Raw genomic sequence first — 20,588 nt, forward strand, 5'->3', positions numbered from 1 at the left:
GCGGCCTTCGTGCACAAAGCACGCAAATTCGCGGTCATCCGCGCCGATCGGCACAGCAGCATGACAAAGGGCACGGGAAAGCCCGTGCCCTTTGTATCGACGACCGATGGATCAGATCGTCGCGGCGGCGATCAGCCGGCGGATGTGGCCGAGCAGCTCGTCTTCCTGATACGGCTTGCCGAGGAAGACGTTGACGCCCAGTTCGAACGCATAGTTCTTGTGCTTGTCGGCGGTGCGCGAGGTGATCATCACGATCGGCGTCGTGCGCGTGCCTTCGTTGTTGCGCACATTACGCGTCAGCTCGAAGCCGTCCATGCGCGGCATTTCGACGTCGACCAGCATCACCGCCGGCGTCACGTCCTGCAGCTGCTGCAGCGCGTCGACGCCATCCTTGGCGGTCACGACCTGGAAGCCTTCGCGTGCCAGCAAGCGCGAGGTGATCTTGCGCACGGTCAGCGAATCGTCGACGACCATCACGACCGGCGTGGTTTCGAGCTGCGCCGGCGCCACTTCGACGCGCTGGCCGACGGCGGCGACCTCGCCGCGCGCCAGCAGCGCGATCGGGTTCATGATCGGCACGATGTCGCCGTTGCCGAGCACCGTTGCACCGGCGACGCCGGGAATCCGCGCCAGCTGCGGGCCGATCGCCTTGACGACGACTTCCTGGTTCTTGATCAGTGCATCGACATGCAGCGCCATCCGCGCCGCACCGCTGCGCAGCAGCAGCACGGTCGAGAAGCGCTTCTGTTCCGGCACCGTTTCGGCGTCGCCGATCAGCCGCGGGAAGTAGGCAAACGGGTAGCTCGCCCCCATCCAGTGCTGGATGCGGTTGGCGTACAGCTCGGCCAGTGGCGCCTGCTTGAGTTCCTGCACCTGCTCGATCATCACCGACGGAATCGCGAACTGGCGCTCGCCGGCCTTGACCAGCAGCACCTGCGTCACCGCCAGCGTCAGCGGCAGATGGATCGTGAACGTCGTGCCGGAGCCCGGCTTGCTGGCGACTTCGATGCTGCCGCCAAGGTTGCCGATTTCGTTCTTGACCACGTCCATGCCGATGCCACGGCCCGACAGCTGGGTCACGTTGGCCGCGGTCGAAAAGCCCGGCTCGAAAATCAGTTGTGCCAGCGTCGCGTCGGCCACATCACTGCCCGGCGCAACAAGACCCAGTGCCTCGCCCTTGGCGCGGATACGGCTGTAGTCGAGGCCCTTGCCGTCGTCCTTCAAGGTCAGCACCAGCTCGTTGCCTTCCTGGCGGACTTCAACCAGCACTTCGCCGAACTCGGACTTGCCCGCCGCCATCCGCACATCGCTGGGCTCGAGGCCATGGTCGATCGCGTTGCGCAGCATGTGCTCGAACGGCGAGATCATTTTCTCCAGCACGCCGCGGTCGATTTCGACGCGCCCGCCCTTGAGCTCGAGGTTGACCTTCTTGCCGACCTCCTTGCCGGTCTGGCGCGTCAGCCGGTACAGCCGGTCCGACACGCTGGCAAACGGCACCATGCGCACGCGCATCAGGCTTTGCTGCAGCTCGCGCGTCATCCGGCCTTGCGCCGTCAGCGCACCGGCGGAGTCGTCGAGGTTCTTCAGCAGGCTGTGCTGGATCGTCGCGACGTCGTTGACGCTTTCGGCGATGAAGCGGGTGACTTCCTGCAAACGGGTGAAGCGGTCGAATTCAAGCGGATCGAAGTTGCCGTGGCTGTCTTCGATCTCGCGCGAACGCGCCTGCATCTGGCTCTCGGCCTGGATTTCCAGCTCGCGCAGCTGGCCGCGCAAACGGCCGACGTTCTCGGTCAATTCAAGCAGCGAGCCCTTCAGCGACAGCATTTCGGCCTCGATCCGCGACCGGGCGATCGCCACCTCACCGGCCTGGTTGACCAGTTGGTCAACCAGTTCGGACTTGACCCGGATCGTCGTCTTCGCGTCCGGCTCGGCGGCGCCGAGCAGGAACTGCGGCGCCGTGGCCGGCTGTGCCTGTTCGGCCGCAACTTGCGGCTGACCACGACCGCACAGCGTGTCGTACAGCGACACGATCAGGTCGTAATCGGCATCGAGTTCGTCGAGCAGCGCAAGGCCCGGCGTGCCGGTCGCCGCCAGCAGCCGGCTTTCCATCCGGTGCGTCGCCTCGCCGAGGCGCATCGCGCCCGACATCCGCGCACTGCCCTTCAGCGTATGTAGTACCCGCTTGAGCGCCGCACTGGTTTCCACTTCATCCGGCGCTTCGCGCGCGGCACGCAGGCAGGCTTCGAGCTGCGGCAGCAACTCGTCGGCTTCCTCGATGAAAATCGGCAGCAACTGTTCGTCGATATCGTCGACGACGCCAATGTCGAGTTCGTCGCGACGTTCGGTTTGCGTCGTCAGCAACGATGCGAATGGCGACTCATCGTCGGCCGCATCACCGGACGGCAAGGCCAGACGGTCGCTATACAGTTCCTCGGCCAGTTCGGCGTCGATCGTCACCGCCAGATCGGCATCCAGCTGAACGTCATCCGCCATCGGCTCGGCAGTTACATCGAACGCGGCGAATGCATCCACCTCCGCCATCTCAACTGCCTGCGGCTCGGTAGGCGCGGCATCGATCGGCTCGAGCGGGCCCGGCGCTTCGGCGTCGATTGTCGGTGCAATGTCGAATCCGTCGACGCTTAGGGGCTCGGCGACGAGGTCGAACACTGCGAGCTCGTCCACCGCCGCGGTTTCGACTGCCAGCGGCGCGACAGGCGCGGCCTCGATCGGTTCGATTGGGTCTGGCGTTTCGGCATCGCTCACCGGCGCAATGTCGAATCCGTCGATGCTTAAGGGCTGGGCGGCGACGTCGAACACTGCGAGCTCGTCCGCCACCGCGGTTTCGACTGCCAGCGGCTCGATAGACGCGGCCTCGATCAGATCGATTGGGCCTGGCGTTTCGGCGTCGCTCACCGGCGCAATGTCGAATCCGTCGTCGCTCGGTGCCTCGACGGCATCGAGCGACGCCTCGCTCACGCCGACCGCGAGGATATCCGCCGGCAACGACGCAATGTCGTGATCGAGCAAGCCATCGAGATCGAGCGTAAAGCCGTCATCGTCCGGCGGCGCCAGCAGCACGGCATCGTCGTCCGCCTGCCCGTCCGGCAGGGAAACATCCAGAACAAAGTCGTCGGCCGACGGCGCCACGAGCACCACGTCGGCATCAGCCACTTGCTCGGCGCTGGCATCGTCAAGCAGACGCAATTCAATCTGTTCGTCATGCTCGCCATCAAGCAGCGGCGCGACCAACAGCGCCTCACCGTCGAGCAGCGGCAATTCGCCGATGTCGCCGTCGTGCGATTCGGGCGCAGCCGGCACGTCGAAATCGATCGTCAATAGTTCGTCGTGCAAGGCCGCCAGTGTAGCCAGCGGCGCGGCCGGATCGGCCGGCGGGTTCAATGCGACCACGGCGTCCAGCATGTCGCCGAGGAAGTCGACCGCGTCGATAAGCGCGTCGGCGTGATACGCCAGCTGCAGATCCAGCGACTGCAGGCCGTTTTCAATGGCATAGGCCAGTTCGCCCATCGACCGCAACCCAGCCGTCGATGCAATGCCGCCGAGCGTATGCGCAGCGAGCTCGACATTGGCACTCGGCGGTTCGCCATGGCGCAGCGCACGCTGGCCTTCGCGCAGCGTTTCCATATAACGCTGCGCTTCGTCGCGGAACAACGCGAACAGCGCGGCCGAGACGGTCACCTCGCCGATCAGCACCTCGTCGGCGTCGTTGGCCTGGACTGCCGCGGGCTCCGCAGCCGGCGCGGCGGTCTGGCTTGGACCGTGACGCAGCGCATCGGCGACGGCCACCAGCGCGTCGGCCTCAACGCGCGCCGCGCCGGTCTCGCCCAGCTCGCGGACCCAGCCGGCAAAGGCGTCATGCGCATCGGCAACCAGGGTGAGCAGCGCCGGCGACGCTGGAACTTCATCCTGCAGCCATTTATTCATCACCTGTTCGACAGCCCACGCCACATCGCCCAGCTGGTTCAGCCCGACCATGCGGCCACTGCCCTTCAGGGTATGGAAGCCGCGGCGGATCACCGTCATCGCGTCGCGATCTGCCGGAAACGCACGGCAGCGCTCGAGCTGGCCGGCAATCGTTGCCAGCACTTCAACGGCCTCCTCGAGATAGACGTCGAGCAGCTCGGCGTCGATCGCGTCGTCGGTCTGCGGCAACGACCTGGTTTCGACCGTTTCGGGCGCGGGTGCCGCGACGACGGCGGCCAGTGGCGCCTCGACTTCGAGCACCTGTTCGGCCGGCGCCTCGACAACCGCCGCCTCGCCACACAGCCGCGCCAGCGACACGGCGATCAGCCGGTCGGGATCCGGCCGGCCGGCTTCCAGTGCGTCGATGTAGAACCCGAGACTCGAAAACGCTTCAGCCAGCTCTTCAAGCGCATGCTGCGCAGGCGCCACCTCGCTGACCGCGTATTCGGCGATGCGTTGCCGGCAAACTTCAAGCAGGCGAACCGCGCGGTCGCACTCGAGCATGGCCAGCGCACCGAGCGTCTGGCGCAGACTAGCATCGAGTTCGGCCAGACCGTTTTCCGACTCGGGAGCGCGGAAATAAGCGTCGAGCACTTCTTCGACATGGCGCAGATTGCTGCGCATTTCCTGCGCCAGCTGGGCGCGCAGCAGCCGCTCTTGCGCCTGCTGGCTGATGGTATCCAGATGCGGAATGTCGCCGTCCCGGCCTGGCTCGGCCAGACGGGCCACCATGGCGGCGACCTGTTCGGAAAAATCGCTCGCCTGGCGCGGATAATTGGCCAGCGCGTTGTCGACCAGCAGCAAGGCGGTGGCCATTTCCAGCGCATCGGCCTCGACCACGCCGAGGTCGGCATAGCGACGGCAGGCGCTTTGCATCGCGTCCCACAAGATCGGCAGCGACTGGATCTGCAGCGGCACGCTGGCTGCGGCCAGCCGGGCGAGCTCGGACTGTAGCGCCGGTAAACGTTCGTGCTGCCCGCCGGCGGTGCGCGACCAGATTTCGCGCGCAGTCCCCAGCTCGTCGCGCAGCGCGGCGGCCTGAATGATCAGCGCTTCGTTTTCCGATGACATGCCTGCATTGCCATCCGGCAGCAATGCATTCAGTGCGAAGGCTTGCTGCAGGTGCTGGCCCAGCGCACTTGGTGCGTCCGAGACCGTCAGCACGTACAACAGGTCTCGGAACAAGCGTTCGGCAACCTTGGTCGAGCCGTCGGCAAGGCGCCGGAGCTGCAGATTCAAGCGCATCAGCAACTGCTTGGCGTCGACGTCGCTGCCGGTCGGCAGCGCTTCGGTCACCGCCGCGGCACACCACCAGAACGCCCGCGCCAGACCACCGGCCTGTGCGGCGGCCAGTTCGGCGAGCGCCCGGCTCATCTGCGAGGCGGCGGCGGCATCGCCGCGAATCCAGCGCAACAAGCCCGATTCGTAGCGGCTGCGAAGCTGTTTGACGTAGCCGTCACGCTCAGCAGCGTCGACGCTGCGTGCAGGCAGGCCGGCCGGCAAGCTCAGGTCGCCGAGACGGGGGAAAAACAGCTCGACCGCGGCCGATGGCCTGCCGGACACTGCGGCGAGTTCGGCGAAGCGTGATGCCAGCTGCAGCGGCACGTTCGGCGCGCCAGCGGCGATACGCTCCAGATAGCGCCCCGCGTCCTGAACGGCGGCCTGCACCAGCGGCAACGCGTCGTCTCCGACTTCTCCGGCGGCGACTTTGGCGACCAGTTGTTCTATTTCCTCGCAAAAACGCGCCAGCCCGTCGAGCTCGACCATCTGCAGCGCACCGGCGCACTGGTGCAAGTGGGTCTGGGCGTGCTTGAGCAACGCCGCGTCGGGCTCGTTGCGGAACTGGCTGAGGACGTCGGCCGCGCGATTCAGCGTCTGGTCGATTTCGCTCTTCACCCAGACCAGCGAGCCGCGGTCAAATTCGGTATGAACGCTCATGGCGGGTTCTCTTCGTCTTGGCCCGGCGAATCGGGCGGAGGCGGGGACCAGCGCGGTCCCCGTTTCAGGCAGGTTGGATCAGGAAAGCTTGAAGCCGGACACCGAGTCCTTCAGGTCCTGCGCCAGGCCGGAAAGCTGGCCGACAATCTGTGCCGACTGCTGGGTGCCGCTCGACGTCTGCTCGGTAATCGACAGGATGTCGCGCATCGATGCATTCACGCGGGCCGCGAGACCGGTCTGGTCCTCGGTTTCATGCGCGATCGATTCGATCAGCTTCGCCAGCTCGCCAGTGACTCGGCGGATTTCCGACAGTGCCGCACCGGCAGCGTCGGACAACTTGGCGCCTTCGACCACGCCCTGGGTCGAGACTTCCATTGCCGCGACGGCGTCGTGCGTGTCGGTCTGAATGGTTTTAACGATCGCGCCGATCTGTTTGGTCGCTTCGGCCGAGCGTTCGGCCAGCCGCTGCACTTCCTCGGCCACGACCGAGAAGCCTCGGCCCGCTTCGCCGGCGGCGGCAGCCTGGATCGCCGCATTCAGCGCCAGCACGTTGGTCTGCTCGGTAATGTCCGAAATCAGTTCGACGATTTCGCCAATTTCCTGCGACGACTCGCCCAGACGCTTGATTCGCTTCGCGGTCTCCTGGATCTGCTCGCGAATTTCGTTCATGCCCTTGATCTGGTTCTGCACCGCGTCCGAGCCCTTCTCGGCCGCCAGCAACGATGCTTGTGCCACGTCGGCCGATTGGGCCGCGTTGCCCGAGACGCCCTGGATCGAGCGCACCATCTGTTCGACGGTGCCAGTGGTGTCGGCAATTTCGTTCGACTGACGTGCGGCAGCGGAGAGCAGGCCGTTCGATACGCCCTGCGCATCGTCGGTCGCGCGCGTCACCTGGTCCGTCGCGCGGTTGATCTCGGTAATCAGCGCTCGCAGCTCTTCAATCGTGTAGTTGACCGAGTCGGCGATCGCGCCGGTCAGGTCTTCGGTCACCGAAGCCCGGATGGTCAGGTCACCGTCGGCGAGGTCGGCCATTTCGTTCAGCAGACGCAGAATCGCTTCCTGGTTACGCTTGTTTTCGTTTTCCGACGCCACGCGGCGGCGAACGGCTTCCTGGTTGAACACGCGGACCAGCAGATACAGCGACAGCAGCGCGACGAGAATCAGTGCCAGTTCAAGCACGGTGATCAGCATGCCGCCGACCTTGTTCTCGTACGCTTCGGCCAGCGCGGTGGTGTCTTTCAGTAGCGACTCCGAATCGCGAACGATGGCCTGGTTGGCCAGACGCGTGTTCACCAGCGGCTGCATATTCTTCGAAAACGCGCTGACGACCACTTCGAAATCGCGGAACAGCGCACGGATTTCACCGAGCTTGTCGGCCAGCGCCGAGCTCGATACCGCGCGGATCTGCAGCTCGTCGCTACCGTCGTTGAAGCCTTTGACGATGTCCGAGAACGTCGACACGTCCTTGCCGAGCAGGAAGACCACTTCCGGGTTGATCAGCTCGCCGGCCAACATGGCGTTGGCGTTCTTCGCCATCCGCTGGCTGAGCATCGACAGCTGGTTGGCGTAATCGAGCTCGCGCACATTGCCGCCGGTCTCGCCGAGCATCGAGGTGAACTGCTGCGTCAGCTCGAGCAGCTTGGCGTCGCTGTTGTTGATCCCGCTGACACTCTTGCCGATGGAAATCAGCGCCGGCTTTTGCTTGAGGATGGTATCGACGCTGGGATGGCTCGGATTCGGCGCGTAGCTGGTGTTCCAGGTATTGCTGATGCTGTCGAGCAGATCACTCTGTCCGACACCAAACAGACCGAAGAACGTACCGCTGTGCTTGAGCGTGTCGAGGCTGTCGCCAAACTTCTTGTATGAATCTTCCAGCACCGTGAACGCTTCGGCATTGCCCTGCACCGCCTGCGTCGACGCCCGGGCGATCCGTTGCGACAGCATTTCCATCTCGGTCGCGGTCGAGCGCCGCTCGGCATTGCGGTTCGACGACTGGAACGACAGCAGCGCCACGATGGCAAAGAGCGCGACCGCGCCGATCAGGCCCAGCAGGAAAATCGCCATCTGCTGCCGGCTCGGCAAATGCCCCACCAGCGGCAGCGGTTTCAGAACGCGCGCCTCGTCAACGTCGGGCAGACGCATTTTTTCCAGGATCCACGTCGTTTTCAGCGAATCGTATCCCTTGCCGGCCTGCGCCCCGGTCTTCTTGCCAAACAGGTTTTTCAGGCGATCCAGTTTCAAGGCCATGATGCGCGTCTCTTCCCGTATTCCGATCGTTGTCTGTTATTGCCCGGCTTGCAGGAAGCCGGGGTCACTGGCCAAAGCGGCCACGTCGAGCGCCAGCCAGCGCTGCCCGGCTGCGTCGCGGTAAGCGGTCGAGGCCCGCGGGTGTACCGCCTCCTCCTCGCTCAAATCGGACAAATGCTTCAAGCCGAGCATGCGCTCGACCAATACTGCCGAATGCAGGATGTGTCGTGGGTGCAGGAGCATCAAACGAGCCAGCGGCGAGGCGATCAATGCCGGACCGCCGAAAAAAGCCGACAGATCCGATACGCTGACCAGATTGCCACGCATATTGGCCACGCCCTTGAACCAGGGCTGCGACAGCGGCAGCAGCGACACCGGCGGTACCGGCATCACCTCGGCCACATCGGCCAGATCGACAAGCCAGTTGTCCTGGCCGATGCGTATCCCCAGACGGGCGTTGACCTGAGCGGTCGCCGCGGCGCTCTTGAGCCGGGCCACTACCCCTTCCTGATACTCGCGCAGGCTGATCCGCTTGGCCATGATCGACTCCGTTTACAGCGCCGCGATCTTCGACAGCAGCTCTTGCGGGTCGACCGGCTTGACCACGTATTCGGCCGCGCCCTGCCGCTTGCCCCAGACCTTGTCGGTTTCCTGGTTCTTCGACGTACACATGATCACCGGAATGTGGCTGGTGTCGGTATCGCGAGTGATCGTGCGCGTTGCCTGAAAGCCGTTCATGCCGGGCATCACCACATCCATCAGGATCAGGTCGGGCATCAGTTCCTTGACGCGGGCCACCGCGTCTTCACCGGATTCGGCCGTGACGATGGTGAAACCGTTCTTGGTCAGGAGTTCGCCGAGGAAGTGGCGCTCGGTCGGCGAGTCGTCGACGATCAGGATTTTCTTGATGGCCATGGCGGTAGTGTTCGCTTTTTACGGATAGGTAAAAGAAAGGCTCAGCGTTGCTGCACGTGCTCGCCGACGGCGGCCAGCAGGCTGTCCTTGGTGAAGGGTTTGGTCAAATACTCGTCGGAACCGACCATGCGACCGCGGGCGCGATCGAACAGCCCATCCTTGCTCGACAGCATGATCACCGGCGTGTTCTTGTAGCGCGGATTCTTCTTGATCAGCGAACAGGTCTGGTAACCGTCGAGGCGCGGCATCATCACGTCGACGAAGATCAGTTGCGGTTGGTGATCGCTGATCTTGGCCAGTGCATCGAAACCGTCTTCGGCCAGGATGACCTCGCAACCGGCCTGCCCGAGAAAAATTTCGGCACTGCGGCGGATGGTGTTGCTGTCATCAATCACCATCACCTTGACCCCGGCGAGTTCCGACATGGTGCTCCTCCCTGCGGGCCAAGCGTACTCGGCGACGGCCCTTTTTATTCGCTCCGGCGAACGAGACGCACGGATTTTTCGTACGTTCGATCATACCGGCGGAATTTTGCAGGCACCAAGTCCTGCCGGAAAAACCGGAAAAGCCGATGTTTAAATCAGACAACCCTGATTTTCAGTTGCGACCGAACCGGCAGAAGAAAACGCGCAGCAGCAAAAAAGAAACCCCGGCCCAAGGGGAGAATGACCGGGGTATACATACGCCCCGGCACGCAGCCGGGGCACCCGCTCAGGGAGGAAAAGCGGGAGGTGCAGGGGCGCACCTAGCTTCCAAGATAGGAAGGTGCCTTCAAAGTGCAAGGCGATTCAGAGACCGTCCGTCGACCCGATGCCGTCAGCATTTTCGTCATCCGCCTGCTCGGCCCGTTGCGCCGCAGCAAACCAGGCACCGACCACCTGTTCAGTCTGCTCAACCCCCTGCTTCTTCAGGCTGGAGAACAGCTGAACAGTCACACGCGGATCGCCCTTGAACTCGGCCTCGACGGTGCGCAGGGTCTTGATTTTTTCCTGATTGCTCAGTTTGTCCGACTTGGTCAGCAGGCAATGCACCGGTTTGCCGGTCGGCAAGAACCAGTCGAGCATGCGCCGGTCACGCTCGGTCAGTGGCCGACGCGCATCCATGATCAGCACGAGGCCGATCAGGTTGTCGCGATTGACCAGGTAATGACCCAGCAATTTTTCCCAGTGGGCACGGACATTGGCCGGCACTTCGGCGTAGCCGTAGCCGGGCAAGTCAACGAGACGGCGCTCGCCACCGAAATCGAAGTAGTTGATGTGCTGGGTGCGACCCGGCGTCTTGGAAACGAACGCCAGCCGGGTGTGATTCGCCAGCGTATTGATCGCGCTGGACTTGCCCGCATTCGAGCGCCCGGCGAAAGCAACTTCAAGGCCCTCTTGAGGCAGTGCGGATAAATCGTTGACGGTAGTAAGGAACTGCAAACCGCGGAACAGCGTCATGGTATTTTGTTTGGTAAAAAGTCTTGTTATAGAATAGCAGGATTTGGTTGCAAACCGGCGCCCAGAGCCGGAAACCGCTATCGCTTGAGGGAGCAGAGCTATGCGCAGCGCGCCTGTCGCAGCATTCGTTGCAGCAGCATTGTGGTTGGCCACACCGGCTGCCTACGCAGATCAACCCAAGGTCGATATCGCCGCGGGCAAACAAAAGGCCGAAACGGTCTGCGCCGCCTGTCACGGCGTCGACGGCAACAGCGTTGCCTCGACTTATCCGCGTCTGGCCGGCCAGCACGAGCAATACCTGTACAAGCAGTTGACCGAATTCAAGACCGGCAAGCGCAACAACCCGGTGATGCTCGGCATGACCGCGACGCTTTCGGACGCCGACATGCGTAACGTCGCCGCCTACTACGCCAGCCAGCAGCCGAAAGCGCTGGGCGCGTCGGACAAGGCGCAGATCGAAGCGGGCAAGAAGATCTACCGCGGTGGCCTTGCCAAGACCGGCCTGCCGGCCTGTATGGCGTGTCATGGCCCGGCGGGTACGGGCATCCCGGTCCAGTATCCCCGCGTGGCCAGTCAGCATGGCGCCTATATTGAGGCGCAGCTGAAAGCCTTCCGCTCGGGCGAGCGCAAAAACAACAGCGTCATGACCGAAGTCGCCAAGAAAATGAGCGACGACGAGATCAAGGCCGTCTCCCAGTACATGCAGGCGCTGAACTGAGTGCCCCGCCGGTGAACCTTTACCGGCAATCACTCACCAAGAGGGGCGGCCAACGCCCCTTTTTTGCTTTATGACTACGAAAAAAATGCCTCGCCACCATCCTGCACCGTTCGGGCGAGCGCTCTTCGAGCTGTTCTCGTCGATGCGCTTTGCCGTGAGCCTGCTCAGCGTACTCTCGATCGCCTCGGTGATCGGCACCGTGCTCAAGCAGAACGAGCCCTACGTCAATTATCGCTTCGAGTTCGGCGATTTCTGGTTCCGCATCTTCGAGCCGCTGGGCCTGTTCGACGTCTATCACACCAGCTGGTTCTTGCTGCTGCTGGCCTTCCTGATGCTGTCGACGTCGCTGTGCATCTGGCGCCACGTGCCCGGCATGCTGCGCGACATCCGTGGCTGGCGCGAGAAAGCCGGGCGCAATTCGCTGCGCCTGATGGCGCATCACGCCGAAGCCGACGGCCAGCCCGGCCGCGATGCGATCCTGGCGCACCTGACCCAGTCGGGCTTTCGTTTCAAGCAGCGCGAGCACGACGGCGTCTGGCAGGTCGCGGCCAAGCGTGGTGCATGGCAGAAGCTCGGCTATCTGTTCGCGCATGCGGCCATCGTGGTGATCTGCGTCGGCGGCCTGCTCGACGGCAACCTGCCGCTCAAGCTGATGGAACTGGCCGGCCACAAGACGCCCGAGACCCGCGACATGCCGCAGGGCCAGGTGCCGCAGCACAGCCGGCTCAGCGACGGCAATCTGTCCTTCCGCGGCAACGTCACGGTGCCCGAAGGCGCCGCGGCCGATGTGGTCTTCCTGAACGCCGGCAACGGCTACTTCGTCCAGGAGCTGCCGTTCGCGATCCGGCTCAAGCAGTTCCATGTCGATTACTACACCACCGGCCAGCCGAAGCGCTTTGCCTCGGACATCGACATCCTCGATCGCCAGAGCGGCAAGGTCCGCCAGAGCGGCACCATCGAGGTCAACAAGCCGATGGTCGTCGACGGCGTCGCGATCTACCAAGCCAGCTTCGGTGATGGCGGCTCGCCGCTGAACTTTGCACGCTGGGATCTGGACAGCGGCAAGACGACCGCGCTCGACGCCCGCTCGCAAGCGAGCAGCGCGCTGACGATCGCCGGCCAGCCGTACACGCTCGAAACCGGCGACTTGCGCGTCTTCAATATCGAGAACCTCGGCAAGGCCGAGCCAACGCAGTCGGCGGTCACCGTCAACAAGTTCGAACAGGCGCTGTCGCAGGCGGCCAGCGTCAAGGGCGAGCACAATCTGCGCAACCTCGGCCCGTCGGTGCAGTTCAAATTACGCGACGCGACCGGCCAAGCCGTCGAGTACCTGAACTATCTGGCGCCGCAAGCGCTGGACGACCATCTTTATCTGGTTACGGGCATGCGCCGCGAAGTGGCCCAGCCCTTCTCCTTCGTCCGCATGCCGCTCGACGCCGAGGGCAAGGTCGCCACCTATATGCGCGTGCGGCACACGCTGCTCGATCCGCAGCAATACCCGGCGATCGCCAAGGCCACCGCCGACGCTGCCTTCCGTGACGGCGCGTTCTCGGCGACCAATCAGGCCCAGTTTGCCGAAGTCACCCGCAACGTGCTGACGCAGTTCGGCAGCGGCGGCTTCCCTGCGCTCGAGCGTTTCCTCGACGGCAAGGTGCCGGCCGACCAGCGCCAGACCGTCGCGCAGACCTATCTGAAGATCCTTCAGGGTGCTGCGGTCGAAGCATTCGCGCTATCGCAGCGTCAGGCCGGCCTGACGCCGCTGCCGATGAACGAGACCAACTACCGCTTCCTGATGGACAGCCTCGTCGCAACCAGCAATCTGTTCGATTACGGCTCGGCCGTCTACCTGCAGCCGACCGGCTTTACCCAGGTCCAGGCCAGCGGCTTCCAGCTGACGCGCTCGCCGGGCAAGACCGTCGTCTACCTCGGCTCTATCCTGCTGGTGCTCGGCATCTTCTGCATGTTCTACATCCGCGAAGAGCGGCTGTGGGTCCGGCTTGAAGCAGGCCGGACCCTGGTCGCGATGACCAGCAACCGCCGCAACGCCGACCTCGATCACGCCTTTGCCGCACACAGTGCGGCATTGCTACCCAAGCCGGAACACGCCGATCCGGACGGAGAATCCGCATGACCACGCTTCCCGCCAAACGCCCCGTCGGTGCCATCGCGTTCGCCGCGCTGGTGCTGATCGCAGCGATGATCAGCTTCGGCCGCTACCGCGGTGCGATGGATTACTACGAACAAGGCATCCTGTTCGCCACCGCCGCCGGGCTGATCTGGTTCGGCCGCTTCTGGCCGGCCATGCAGCGCTTCCTGCCCTTGTGCGGCGCCATTGCGCTGGCCGCAATCGAGCTGTACGACCGAGATCTCGGCCGAGGCGGCAGCAACTTCTTCCTCAAATACCTGCTCGCCAGCCAGTCGCTGGTGATGTGGATGTGCGTGCTGTTCTTCCTCGCCACGCTGATGTACTGGATCGGCCTGCTGCGCCGCAGCGCCAGCAGCCTGTCGATCGCATCGGGGCTGAGCTGGGCCGCCGCGACCGCGGCGCTGAGCTCGATCCTGGTGCGCTGGTACGAGGGCTATCTGATCGGCCCCGATGTCGGCCATATTCCGGTCTCGAACCTGTACGAAGTGTTCGTGCTGTTCTGCCTGATCACCGCACTGATGTACCTGTATTACGAGGCGCGCTTCGCCGCGCGCAGCATGGGCGCCTTCGTGCTGCTGGTGATCAGCGCCGCCGTCGGCTTCATCCTCTGGTATTCCTTCGATCGCGGCGCACATGAAATCCAGCCACTGATTCCGGCGCTGCAGTCGTGGTGGATGAAGATCCATGTGCCGGCCAATTTCGTCGGCTATGGCGCTTTCGCGCTGGCCGCGATGCTCGGCCTCGCGCAACTGCTGATCTCGCGCGGTTTCCTGGTCGACAAGCTGCCAAGCTACGACACCCTCGGCGAAGTCGCCTACAAGGCCATCGCCGTCGGCTTCCTGTTCTTCACCATTGCGACCATCCTCGGCGCGATGTGGGCCGCCGATGCCTGGGGCGGCTACTGGAGCTGGGACCCGAAGGAAACCTGGGCGCTGATCGTCTGGCTCAACTACGCCGCCTGGTTGCATGTCCGGCTGGTCAAAGGCTGGCGCGGCAATGTGCTGGCGTGGTGGTCGGTGGTCGGCCTGCTGGTGACGACGTTTGCCTTCCTCGGCGTCAATATGTTCCTCTCCGGCCTGCACTCCTACGGCGGCCTGTAGCCCGCCCTGCTCCGCCGCCGAAAAAGCCCGCGCATCGCGCGGGCTTTTTCTTGCGCTCGATACAACACTGTCAAGCCACGTTCACACAATTGTAGTCTGTAAGACTATGCTACGAAAACGCATCGGCAGCGCGCAAAACCACGCTGCGACTTTCTAAGTCGATGTCAGCGAGGCCGGGGGGGGAAGCATGGAAAACACGATTTATCACAAGACCGCCAAGGCCCAGCAAGAACTGGCAACCCGCACCGACCTGCTCAGTTTCAAGGCACGCCAATTGCTGATCATGATCGACGGCCACCGTGACGTCACCGCGCTCCGGCAACTGGCGCCGGCCACCGACGTCGACGCGACGCTGGCAAGGCTGCGCGAGCTGGCGCTGATCGCCGAGGCCACTGGCGCGCCGGCTGTCGCACCATCGAGACCGTCCGCCAGTCTGCCGACCACCGCAAAGCTCGCCAAGGTCCAGGCACTGGTCCAGGAAAGCAGCCGGGTTTATCTCGGCGACAACTGGCTCGTTCGCTTTGATGCCGCCTTTGCCGCACTCGATGGCGCCGATGCGCTCGAGCAATTGCTCGACGACTGGCAAACCGCGCTGCGTCGTTCGGGCCACCGGAGCATCGCCGATCGCGTCTTGCGGGAGATTCGCGCAGAACAAACCTGATTCTTTCGTTACAAGTCATGTTTCATGATGACCGGATCGGTCGGCCACACACGGCCCACGTCGCCCGAGCAGCGGATGTGACGACAAGCGCGTAATATATTCGTCAGAATTTTCAGTCAGGAACAACCTGCATGCAAGGCGTGGTATATCGCAAGACCCAGCAGGGGCTCGCCGAAATGGTCAACCGTTCAAGCGGACTGGCGGCCAAGTCGCGTCAGCTGCTGATCCAGATCGACGGCATCAAGACCACCGATCAGCTGGTCACGACCTTGAGCGGGCGTGAACTGCTGCAAGCCCTGCTCGAGCTCGAATGGGACGGCATGGTCGAAAAAATCGCCGGGCAGATCGGCCCGGTACCGGCGCCCGCCCCGACCGCGGCGGCCATTCCGGCCCCGAGCCCCATCACGCTGGGCAGCAAGCAGCTCGCGCAGATTCGCCAGATCGTCTACATCAGCAACAATACCCATCTGCGTGGCGAACTCGACGAGTGGATCGATCGCGTGCTCGGCCAGTGCGCCGACCTGGCGGGTCTGCACCAATGCCTGCAGCACTGGGAGTCGCTAATGACCAGCCGCGGCCACGGCGCCGTAGCGCAAAGTTACCTGCAGCAGATCAGCGCGATCCTGCGCCGCTGAGCATCGCCGCCGCCAGCCGGGAGGCGATGCCGGCCCAGTCGGGTGGCACGTCGCCGGCGACGATGAATTCGACCCGGGAATCACGCCTGTAAGCCGAAACCGCGGCCCCGATCATCCCATCGACCCAGTCGAGCCGATACCAGTCGCGTTCGGTATTGAATACCCCTTTCGCCCGCGTCAATCCGGGCAAGAGCTGCGCAGCGGCTTCGAACAGATCGGCCAGCTGCGCCGAATCGAACTGCGTCTCGGGCGGAAACACCCAGCCACAACTCTCCGAACCCAGGCTGGCCTGAAGGTTGCGGTCCGGCCAGAACAGCGGCGCGGCACGACCGGTCGCGACCGACCGGCGTGGCGCCAGCGTGTGGGCCAGCGTCTTGGCCTCCGCCGCCGCCGGCCAGCGTTCAGCCTCCAGGGCCAGATCCAGCAGCGCCGGATCGAACGCCCCCTGCCTCGCCTCGACGACCGCCAGCTTTGGCGGATACAGCGCAGCGGCAAAGCGATGGGCATGCGCGAGTTGGTCGACATCGGCAAGATCGGTCTTGTTCAGCACCAGCACATCGGCAAGTTCGATCTGGTCACGCCAGGTTTCGTGCGTCGTGTAGCGTGCGTCGCCGAGGTGGCGCGGATCGACCAGCGTCACCACCGCCTGCGGCTGATAGACCTTGGACAGGAACGGATCGCGCAGCAGGTCGATGATCCCGGCCGGATGGCCGAGGCCCGATGGCTCGATCAGCAGCCGATCCGGTCGCCGGCCGCGCGCCAGCCGGGTCAGCGTGGTTCGCAACATCGGGCTGGTGGTGCAGCAGATGCAGCCGCCCGGCACCTCGGCCACGTTCAGGTCGTCGGCACTGGACGACAGCGTCGCACCGTCGATACCGACTTCGCCGAATTCATTGACGATGATCGCCCAGTATTCGCCCGCCGGTTTATCGGCCAGCAATCGTGTCAGCGCCGTTGTCTTGCCGACACCGAGGAAACCGGTCACCAGATTGACCGGAATGGCTTGATTCGTTGTCATCTCAAAACCAGTTCAGCAGCGGTTGCCATTGGCCGTAATCGCGTTCGAAACGCGGGCGCGGCAGGTCGAACAGCGCGAGCCCGCGCGGCTGCAGTTGCACATAGAGTTGCGTGTCGCGGATCGTCGTCAGTAGCGGCAGGCCCGCCTCGTCGACGAAGGCGGCGAAATCGCGCGCCGTCTGCGTTCGGGCGTTGACGCGCATGCCGATCAGCGCGATCTCGACCTTGCCCTTGCGGACGCGCTTTTCGTCGGCCAGCCGGGCGAAGAAATCGGCACTGGCCCAGCGATCGAATGCGGCCGGCTGCATCGGCACGACGATGCGGTCGGCGGCTTGCAAAGCCGCATCGAACAATTTGCCGTGCAGCCCGGCCGGGCTGTCGAGCACCTGTACCGCGTCGGCCGGCAGGCGGTCGACGATTTCCTCGCGGCCGCGAATCGGCGGGAAGGTCTCGGGCCGCTGCTGCAGCCAGCGCAAGGCCGAATGCTGGCGATCCAGATCGGCCAGCACGACCGGGCGCCGCTGCCAGGCAAACCAGCTGGCCAGCTGGATAGCCACCGTTGTCTTGCCGCTGCCGCCCTTCGGGTTGGCCACCAGGATTGTCTGCATCTCAGCCCTCCGGAAGCGGCTTGTGCGGCCGGGTCTTGCTGTCGTCGGTATGCAGCTTCTGCATCGCCGCACCGGTCTCGCCGGCCAGCAGCATCGGCAGCACGTGGTGCGCGCGGGTCAGCGCATCGTCGATCGCGTCCTGCTCTTCCTTGCGCGGCGGCTTGAGCACAAAGTTGACGACCTCGTTGCGGTTGCCCGGGTGGCCGACACCGACGCGCAATCGCCAGAAGGCCGGCGTCGACAGATGCGTCTGGATGTCGCGCAGCCCGTTGTGGCCACCGTGCCCGCCGCCCTGCTTGAGCTTGACCTGCCCCGCAGGCAGATCGAGTTCGTCGTGAACGACGAGGATTTCGTTCGGCAGGATCTTGTAGAACTGCGCCAGCGCGACGACCGACAGCCCGCTCTTGTTCATATAGGTCTGCGGTTCGAGCAGCCACACCTCGCGGCCGTCGAAGCGGGCGCGGCCGGCAAGACCGTGGAATTTTGCGTCGTGACGCAAGGAAATGCCGGCATCGCGTGCCAGCTGGTCGACCCACCAGAAGCCGGCATTGTGGCGGGTGGCCGCATAGTCGGCACCGGGATTGCCCAGACCGACGATCAGTTTGATTGGAGACATCGCTAACAGTACAAATGGCCCGCCCGCGGCAGGCAAGGCCACCATGATAACGCGAGTCGCCGCCTAGGCGCCCAGTGCCTTGAGCCTGGCCCTGGCTTGCGCGTTCGGCCACTGGCGGATCAATCTGGGCGAGCCGTCCGGCGTCAGATACAAGTGCGCCGCATCGACCTGCGGCGATTGCAATTCAACCACCCAGCCACCGAACCACGCCCAGTGCGCCGAATCGGGCTTGAGCCGGAAATCACCGAGCCAGTTGTCATTGTCGGCCACCCGCTGCCAACGCACGCTGCCGTCGGCATTACGCAGCACCAGCCAGCTGCTGGCCTCACCATCCCGCCTGACATATTGCTCCAGCTGCCAGCCCGGCCAGCCCACGGTGACCACGGCATCCGGCGTCCGCTTTGGCGCGGTCGACTGAAAACGCGGCGCCTGGACATCGGTAAAGTGCGGCAAATAATCGAGACCGTCCTGACGTGAATGGAACGGTGAAACGCCCCAGCGCGGCGCCATCCAGTAGAGCAGGAATAGCAGACCGAGCAGCAAGCACACCGCGCGTACCTTGGTGCGGTATCGCGGCGGGATGACCGGCAGGCTGGCAAGCAGTTCAAGCGGGCTGGGAACGTGTTTGCGATGAACGTCCTGGTCTTCGGGTTTTTCGTTCGAATACATAAAAGCCCCGATCAATCGGCAATGATGACGTCATCGTAGCGCAAGACCAGATGATCAACGAATCAAGCACGCCGCGCCGGCAGACCAACAAAAAACCCGCCGGGCTTGCGCCACGGCGGGTTTCGATCGGAGCGGGCTGGATTAACCGGCCTTGGCACCGTTCAGGCTGGCAACAGCGAGGTCTTCGCCGCGAGCCAGAGCCAGCAGCGTCACGCCTTCCGGCAGCACGATGTCGGCCAAGTGGGCGATGGTCTTGCCAACGGCCATCTTCGACAGATCCACATCGAGGAATTCCGGGATCTTGTCGGCGAGGCAGCGAACCTTCACATCGTTCAGGATGTAACGGATCGAACCGCCTTGCAGCTTCACGCCTTCGCAGGTGTCGGCACCGACGAAGTGCAGCGGCACGCGCACTTCAATGGTGGAACCGGCTTCAACGCGCTGGAAGTCCACGTGCAGCACTTGCTGCTTGAACGGGTGGTAGTTCACCGAGCGCAGCAGCACCTGTTCGGTCTTGCCTTCCACCGAGAGCTTGATCAGCGCGGTGTGGAAAGCCTCTTCCTGCAGGGTGTAGTACATGCTGTTGTGATCGAGTTCGATCGCCAGCGGTGCAGCGCTGCCGCCGTAAACGATACCCGGCAGTTTGCCAGTCTTGCGCAGGCGGCGGCTCGCACCGGTACCCTGTGCAGCACGGGCTGCAGCTTGAATTTCGTAAGTCATGGTTTGCTCCATAGCATTAAAAGCAACAGCCTCCCGCGACCAGGAAGGCTGTCGATTCCGGGGGATGATTCCCCCTGAATTAGTCAACGAACAGCGACGACACCGACTCTTCGTTGTTGATGCGGCGCATCGTCTCGGCCAAGAGGCCGGCGATCGAGACGCAGCGGATGCGGCCCGACAGTTCGGCGGTGTCCGAAAGCGGAATCGTGTCGGTGACGACGACTTCGTCGAGATCCGACTGCAGGATGCGCTCGACCGCGGCACCGGAGAACACCGGGTGCGTCGCGTACGCCAGCACGCGCTTGGCGCCATGCGCTTTCAGCGCGGCGGCGGCCTTGCACAGGGTGTTGGCGGTATCGATCATATCGTCGACGATCAGGCAGGTCCGGTCCTTGACGTCGCCGATGATGTGCATCACTTCGGCGACGTTGGCCTTCGGGCGACGCTTGTCGATGATCGCCATGTCGGTGCCGAGCTGCTTGGCCATCGCGCGGGCACGCAGCACGCCGCCAACGTCCGGCGACACGACCATCAGGTTCTCGTAGTTCTGCGCGCGGATGTCGGCGAACAGCACCGGCGTCGAGTAGATGTTGTCGACCGGGATGTCGAAGAAGCCCTGGATCTGGTCGGCGTGTACGTCGACGGTCAGCAGGCGGTCGACACCGGCGGCTTGCAACATATTGGCGACGACCTTGGCCGAGATCGGCACACGCGCCGAGCGCGGGCGGCGGTCCTGGCGGGCGTAGCCGAAATACGGGATCGCGGCGGTGATCCGGCCGGCCGATGCGCGCTTGAGCGCGTCGACGATCAGGATCATTTCCATCAGGTTGTCGTTGGTCGGCACACAGGTCGACTGCAGAACGAAGACGTCGCGGCCGCGAACGTTTTCAAGCAGCTCGACGGTGACTTCGCCATCGGAGAAACGGCCGACGGTTGCCCGGCCTAGCGAGATGTCGAGATGATTGACAACACGATCGGCAAGCTTGGGGTTAGCGTTGCCGGTAAAGACCATGAGGCTGTCGTAAGCCATTTTCAAACCCTAGAAAAACGAAAAGCGTGTAACCCGGGTTACACGCTTTTCTTTTCGAATTTGGCAGGGGAAGAAGGATTCGAACCTTCGCATGTCGGAATCAAAATCCGATGCCTTAACCAACTTGGCGACTCCCCTAGCGGCACTT

At 63.8% G+C, this 20,588-nt stretch carries 17 protein-coding genes and 1 tRNA gene; 5 read left to right on the top strand and 13 right to left on the bottom strand.

Features of this window, described 5'->3' with window-relative positions:
* Window positions 1-111: 111 nt before the first annotated feature.
* The 6 genes from R0382_RS04065 to yihA form a co-directional block, all read right to left on the bottom strand.
* Complete coding sequence (locus tag R0382_RS04065; RefSeq protein WP_432722538.1) at window positions 112-5,919, bottom strand: Hpt domain-containing protein; 5,808 nt, start codon at window positions 5,917-5,919, stop codon at window positions 112-114.
* Between the two features lie 78 nt (window positions 5,920-5,997).
* Window positions 5,998-8,166: a methyl-accepting chemotaxis protein gene (locus R0382_RS04070; RefSeq protein ID WP_432722539.1), complete on the bottom strand. Its 2,169-nt coding sequence runs from the start codon at window positions 8,164-8,166 to the stop codon at window positions 5,998-6,000.
* Between the two features lie 36 nt (window positions 8,167-8,202).
* Window positions 8,203-8,706 (bottom strand): chemotaxis protein CheW, encoded by a 504-nt coding sequence (locus R0382_RS04075; protein WP_432722541.1) that lies wholly within the window; start codon window positions 8,704-8,706, stop codon window positions 8,203-8,205.
* A 12-nt stretch (window positions 8,707-8,718) separates the two neighbouring features.
* A complete protein-coding gene (locus tag R0382_RS04080; RefSeq protein ID WP_432722543.1) occupies window positions 8,719-9,081 on the bottom strand; it encodes a response regulator transcription factor in 363 nt (120 codons plus the stop codon).
* A 41-nt stretch (window positions 9,082-9,122) separates the two neighbouring features.
* The gene (locus R0382_RS04085) at window positions 9,123-9,506 is read right to left on the bottom strand and encodes a response regulator (RefSeq protein WP_203537820.1); all 384 of its coding nucleotides are present in this window, start codon (window positions 9,504-9,506) and stop codon (window positions 9,123-9,125) included.
* Window positions 9,507-9,869: 363 nt separating this feature from the next.
* Complete coding sequence (yihA, locus tag R0382_RS04090) at window positions 9,870-10,520, bottom strand: ribosome biogenesis GTP-binding protein YihA/YsxC (RefSeq protein ID WP_432722545.1); 651 nt, start codon at window positions 10,518-10,520, stop codon at window positions 9,870-9,872.
* A gap of 100 nt (window positions 10,521-10,620) precedes the next feature.
* On the opposite strand from yihA, the gene R0382_RS04095 reads away from it, so the two are divergent.
* The 5 genes from R0382_RS04095 (at window position 10,621) to R0382_RS04115 (ending at window position 15,780) form a co-directional block, all read left to right on the top strand.
* Window positions 10,621-11,238, top strand: coding sequence for a c-type cytochrome (locus R0382_RS04095; protein WP_432722547.1), 618 nt, complete (start codon window positions 10,621-10,623; stop codon window positions 11,236-11,238).
* Window positions 11,239-11,323: 85 nt separating this feature from the next.
* Window positions 11,324-13,369 carry a cytochrome c biogenesis protein ResB gene (locus tag R0382_RS04100; RefSeq protein ID WP_432722549.1) on the top strand — a complete coding sequence of 682 codons (2,046 nt, stop codon included), beginning with the start codon at window positions 11,324-11,326 and terminating at the stop codon, window positions 13,367-13,369.
* Window positions 13,366-14,484, top strand: a complete 1,119-nt coding sequence (ccsB, locus tag R0382_RS04105) for a c-type cytochrome biogenesis protein CcsB (protein WP_432722550.1) — start codon at window positions 13,366-13,368, stop codon at window positions 14,482-14,484. The genes R0382_RS04100 and ccsB overlap by 4 nt, the downstream gene beginning before the upstream one ends.
* A gap of 187 nt (window positions 14,485-14,671) precedes the next feature.
* On the top strand, window positions 14,672-15,145 hold the full coding sequence (locus R0382_RS04110; RefSeq protein ID WP_432722552.1) for a hypothetical protein: 474 nt from the start codon (window positions 14,672-14,674) through the stop codon (window positions 15,143-15,145).
* A gap of 131 nt (window positions 15,146-15,276) precedes the next feature.
* On the top strand, window positions 15,277-15,780 hold the full coding sequence (locus R0382_RS04115; RefSeq protein ID WP_432722554.1) for a hypothetical protein: 504 nt from the start codon (window positions 15,277-15,279) through the stop codon (window positions 15,778-15,780).
* Here R0382_RS04115 and R0382_RS04120 read toward each other — a convergent pair.
* The 7 genes from R0382_RS04120 to R0382_RS04150 all read right to left on the bottom strand — a co-directional run bounded on the left by R0382_RS04120 (window position 15,758) and on the right by R0382_RS04150 (window position 20,578).
* The gene (locus tag R0382_RS04120; RefSeq protein WP_432722556.1) at window positions 15,758-16,798 is read right to left on the bottom strand and encodes a CobW family GTP-binding protein; all 1,041 of its coding nucleotides are present in this window, start codon (window positions 16,796-16,798) and stop codon (window positions 15,758-15,760) included. The two genes, R0382_RS04115 and R0382_RS04120, sit on opposite strands and share 23 nt — an antisense overlap.
* A 1-nt stretch (window position 16,799) precedes the next feature.
* A complete protein-coding gene (locus tag R0382_RS04125; RefSeq protein ID WP_432722557.1) occupies window positions 16,800-17,405 on the bottom strand; it encodes an AAA family ATPase in 606 nt (201 codons plus the stop codon).
* Window position 17,406: 1 nt separating this feature from the next.
* Window positions 17,407-18,021, bottom strand: coding sequence for an aminoacyl-tRNA hydrolase (gene pth, locus R0382_RS04130; RefSeq protein ID WP_432722559.1), 615 nt, complete (start codon window positions 18,019-18,021; stop codon window positions 17,407-17,409).
* 63 nt (window positions 18,022-18,084) lie between these two features.
* Window positions 18,085-18,690: a hypothetical protein gene (locus R0382_RS04135; protein ID WP_432722561.1), complete on the bottom strand. Its 606-nt coding sequence runs from the start codon at window positions 18,688-18,690 to the stop codon at window positions 18,085-18,087.
* A 141-nt stretch (window positions 18,691-18,831) separates the two neighbouring features.
* Entirely contained in the window at window positions 18,832-19,410 is a 579-nt protein-coding gene (locus R0382_RS04140) for a 50S ribosomal protein L25/general stress protein Ctc (RefSeq protein WP_432722563.1), read from the bottom strand.
* 79 nt (window positions 19,411-19,489) lie between these two features.
* Window positions 19,490-20,440 (bottom strand): ribose-phosphate pyrophosphokinase, encoded by a 951-nt coding sequence (locus R0382_RS04145; RefSeq protein ID WP_189459903.1) that lies wholly within the window; start codon window positions 20,438-20,440, stop codon window positions 19,490-19,492.
* Between the two features lie 61 nt (window positions 20,441-20,501).
* A tRNA-Gln gene (locus R0382_RS04150) sits at window positions 20,502-20,578 on the bottom strand.
* Window positions 20,579-20,588 lie beyond the last annotated feature (10 nt).

Origin of the sequence: Jeongeupia wiesaeckerbachi (assembly GCF_050916355.1) — a bacterium.
GTDB lineage: Bacteria > Pseudomonadota > Gammaproteobacteria > Burkholderiales > Chitinibacteraceae > Jeongeupia > Jeongeupia wiesaeckerbachi.

What these genes read in the sequence shown, in the direction of transcription:
- R0382_RS04065 (WP_432722538.1), bottom strand. Translation starts at nt 5,919, where the DNA reads ATGAGCGTTCATACCGAATTTGACCGCGGCTCGCTGGTCTGGGTGAAG.
- R0382_RS04070 (WP_432722539.1), bottom strand. Translation starts at nt 8,166, where the DNA reads ATGGCCTTGAAACTGGATCGCCTGAAAAACCTGTTTGGCAAGAAGACC.
- R0382_RS04075 (WP_432722541.1), bottom strand. Translation starts at nt 8,706, where the DNA reads ATGGCCAAGCGGATCAGCCTGCGCGAGTATCAGGAAGGGGTAGTGGCC.
- R0382_RS04080 (WP_432722543.1), bottom strand. Translation starts at nt 9,081, where the DNA reads ATGGCCATCAAGAAAATCCTGATCGTCGACGACTCGCCGACCGAGCGC.
- R0382_RS04085 (WP_203537820.1), bottom strand. Translation starts at nt 9,506, where the DNA reads ATGTCGGAACTCGCCGGGGTCAAGGTGATGGTGATTGATGACAGCAAC.
- yihA (WP_432722545.1), bottom strand. Translation starts at nt 10,520, where the DNA reads ATGACGCTGTTCCGCGGTTTGCAGTTCCTTACTACCGTCAACGATTTA.
- R0382_RS04095 (WP_432722547.1), top strand. Translation starts at nt 10,621, where the DNA reads ATGCGCAGCGCGCCTGTCGCAGCATTCGTTGCAGCAGCATTGTGGTTG.
- R0382_RS04100 (WP_432722549.1), top strand. Translation starts at nt 11,324, where the DNA reads ATGCCTCGCCACCATCCTGCACCGTTCGGGCGAGCGCTCTTCGAGCTG.
- ccsB (WP_432722550.1), top strand. Translation starts at nt 13,366, where the DNA reads ATGACCACGCTTCCCGCCAAACGCCCCGTCGGTGCCATCGCGTTCGCC.
- R0382_RS04110 (WP_432722552.1), top strand. Translation starts at nt 14,672, where the DNA reads ATGGAAAACACGATTTATCACAAGACCGCCAAGGCCCAGCAAGAACTG.
- R0382_RS04115 (WP_432722554.1), top strand. Translation starts at nt 15,277, where the DNA reads ATGCAAGGCGTGGTATATCGCAAGACCCAGCAGGGGCTCGCCGAAATG.
- R0382_RS04120 (WP_432722556.1), bottom strand. Translation starts at nt 16,798, where the DNA reads ATGACAACGAATCAAGCCATTCCGGTCAATCTGGTGACCGGTTTCCTC.
- R0382_RS04125 (WP_432722557.1), bottom strand. Translation starts at nt 17,405, where the DNA reads ATGCAGACAATCCTGGTGGCCAACCCGAAGGGCGGCAGCGGCAAGACA.
- pth (WP_432722559.1), bottom strand. Translation starts at nt 18,021, where the DNA reads ATGTCTCCAATCAAACTGATCGTCGGTCTGGGCAATCCCGGTGCCGAC.
- R0382_RS04135 (WP_432722561.1), bottom strand. Translation starts at nt 18,690, where the DNA reads ATGTATTCGAACGAAAAACCCGAAGACCAGGACGTTCATCGCAAACAC.
- R0382_RS04140 (WP_432722563.1), bottom strand. Translation starts at nt 19,410, where the DNA reads ATGACTTACGAAATTCAAGCTGCAGCCCGTGCTGCACAGGGTACCGGT.
- R0382_RS04145 (WP_189459903.1), bottom strand. Translation starts at nt 20,440, where the DNA reads ATGGCTTACGACAGCCTCATGGTCTTTACCGGCAACGCTAACCCCAAG.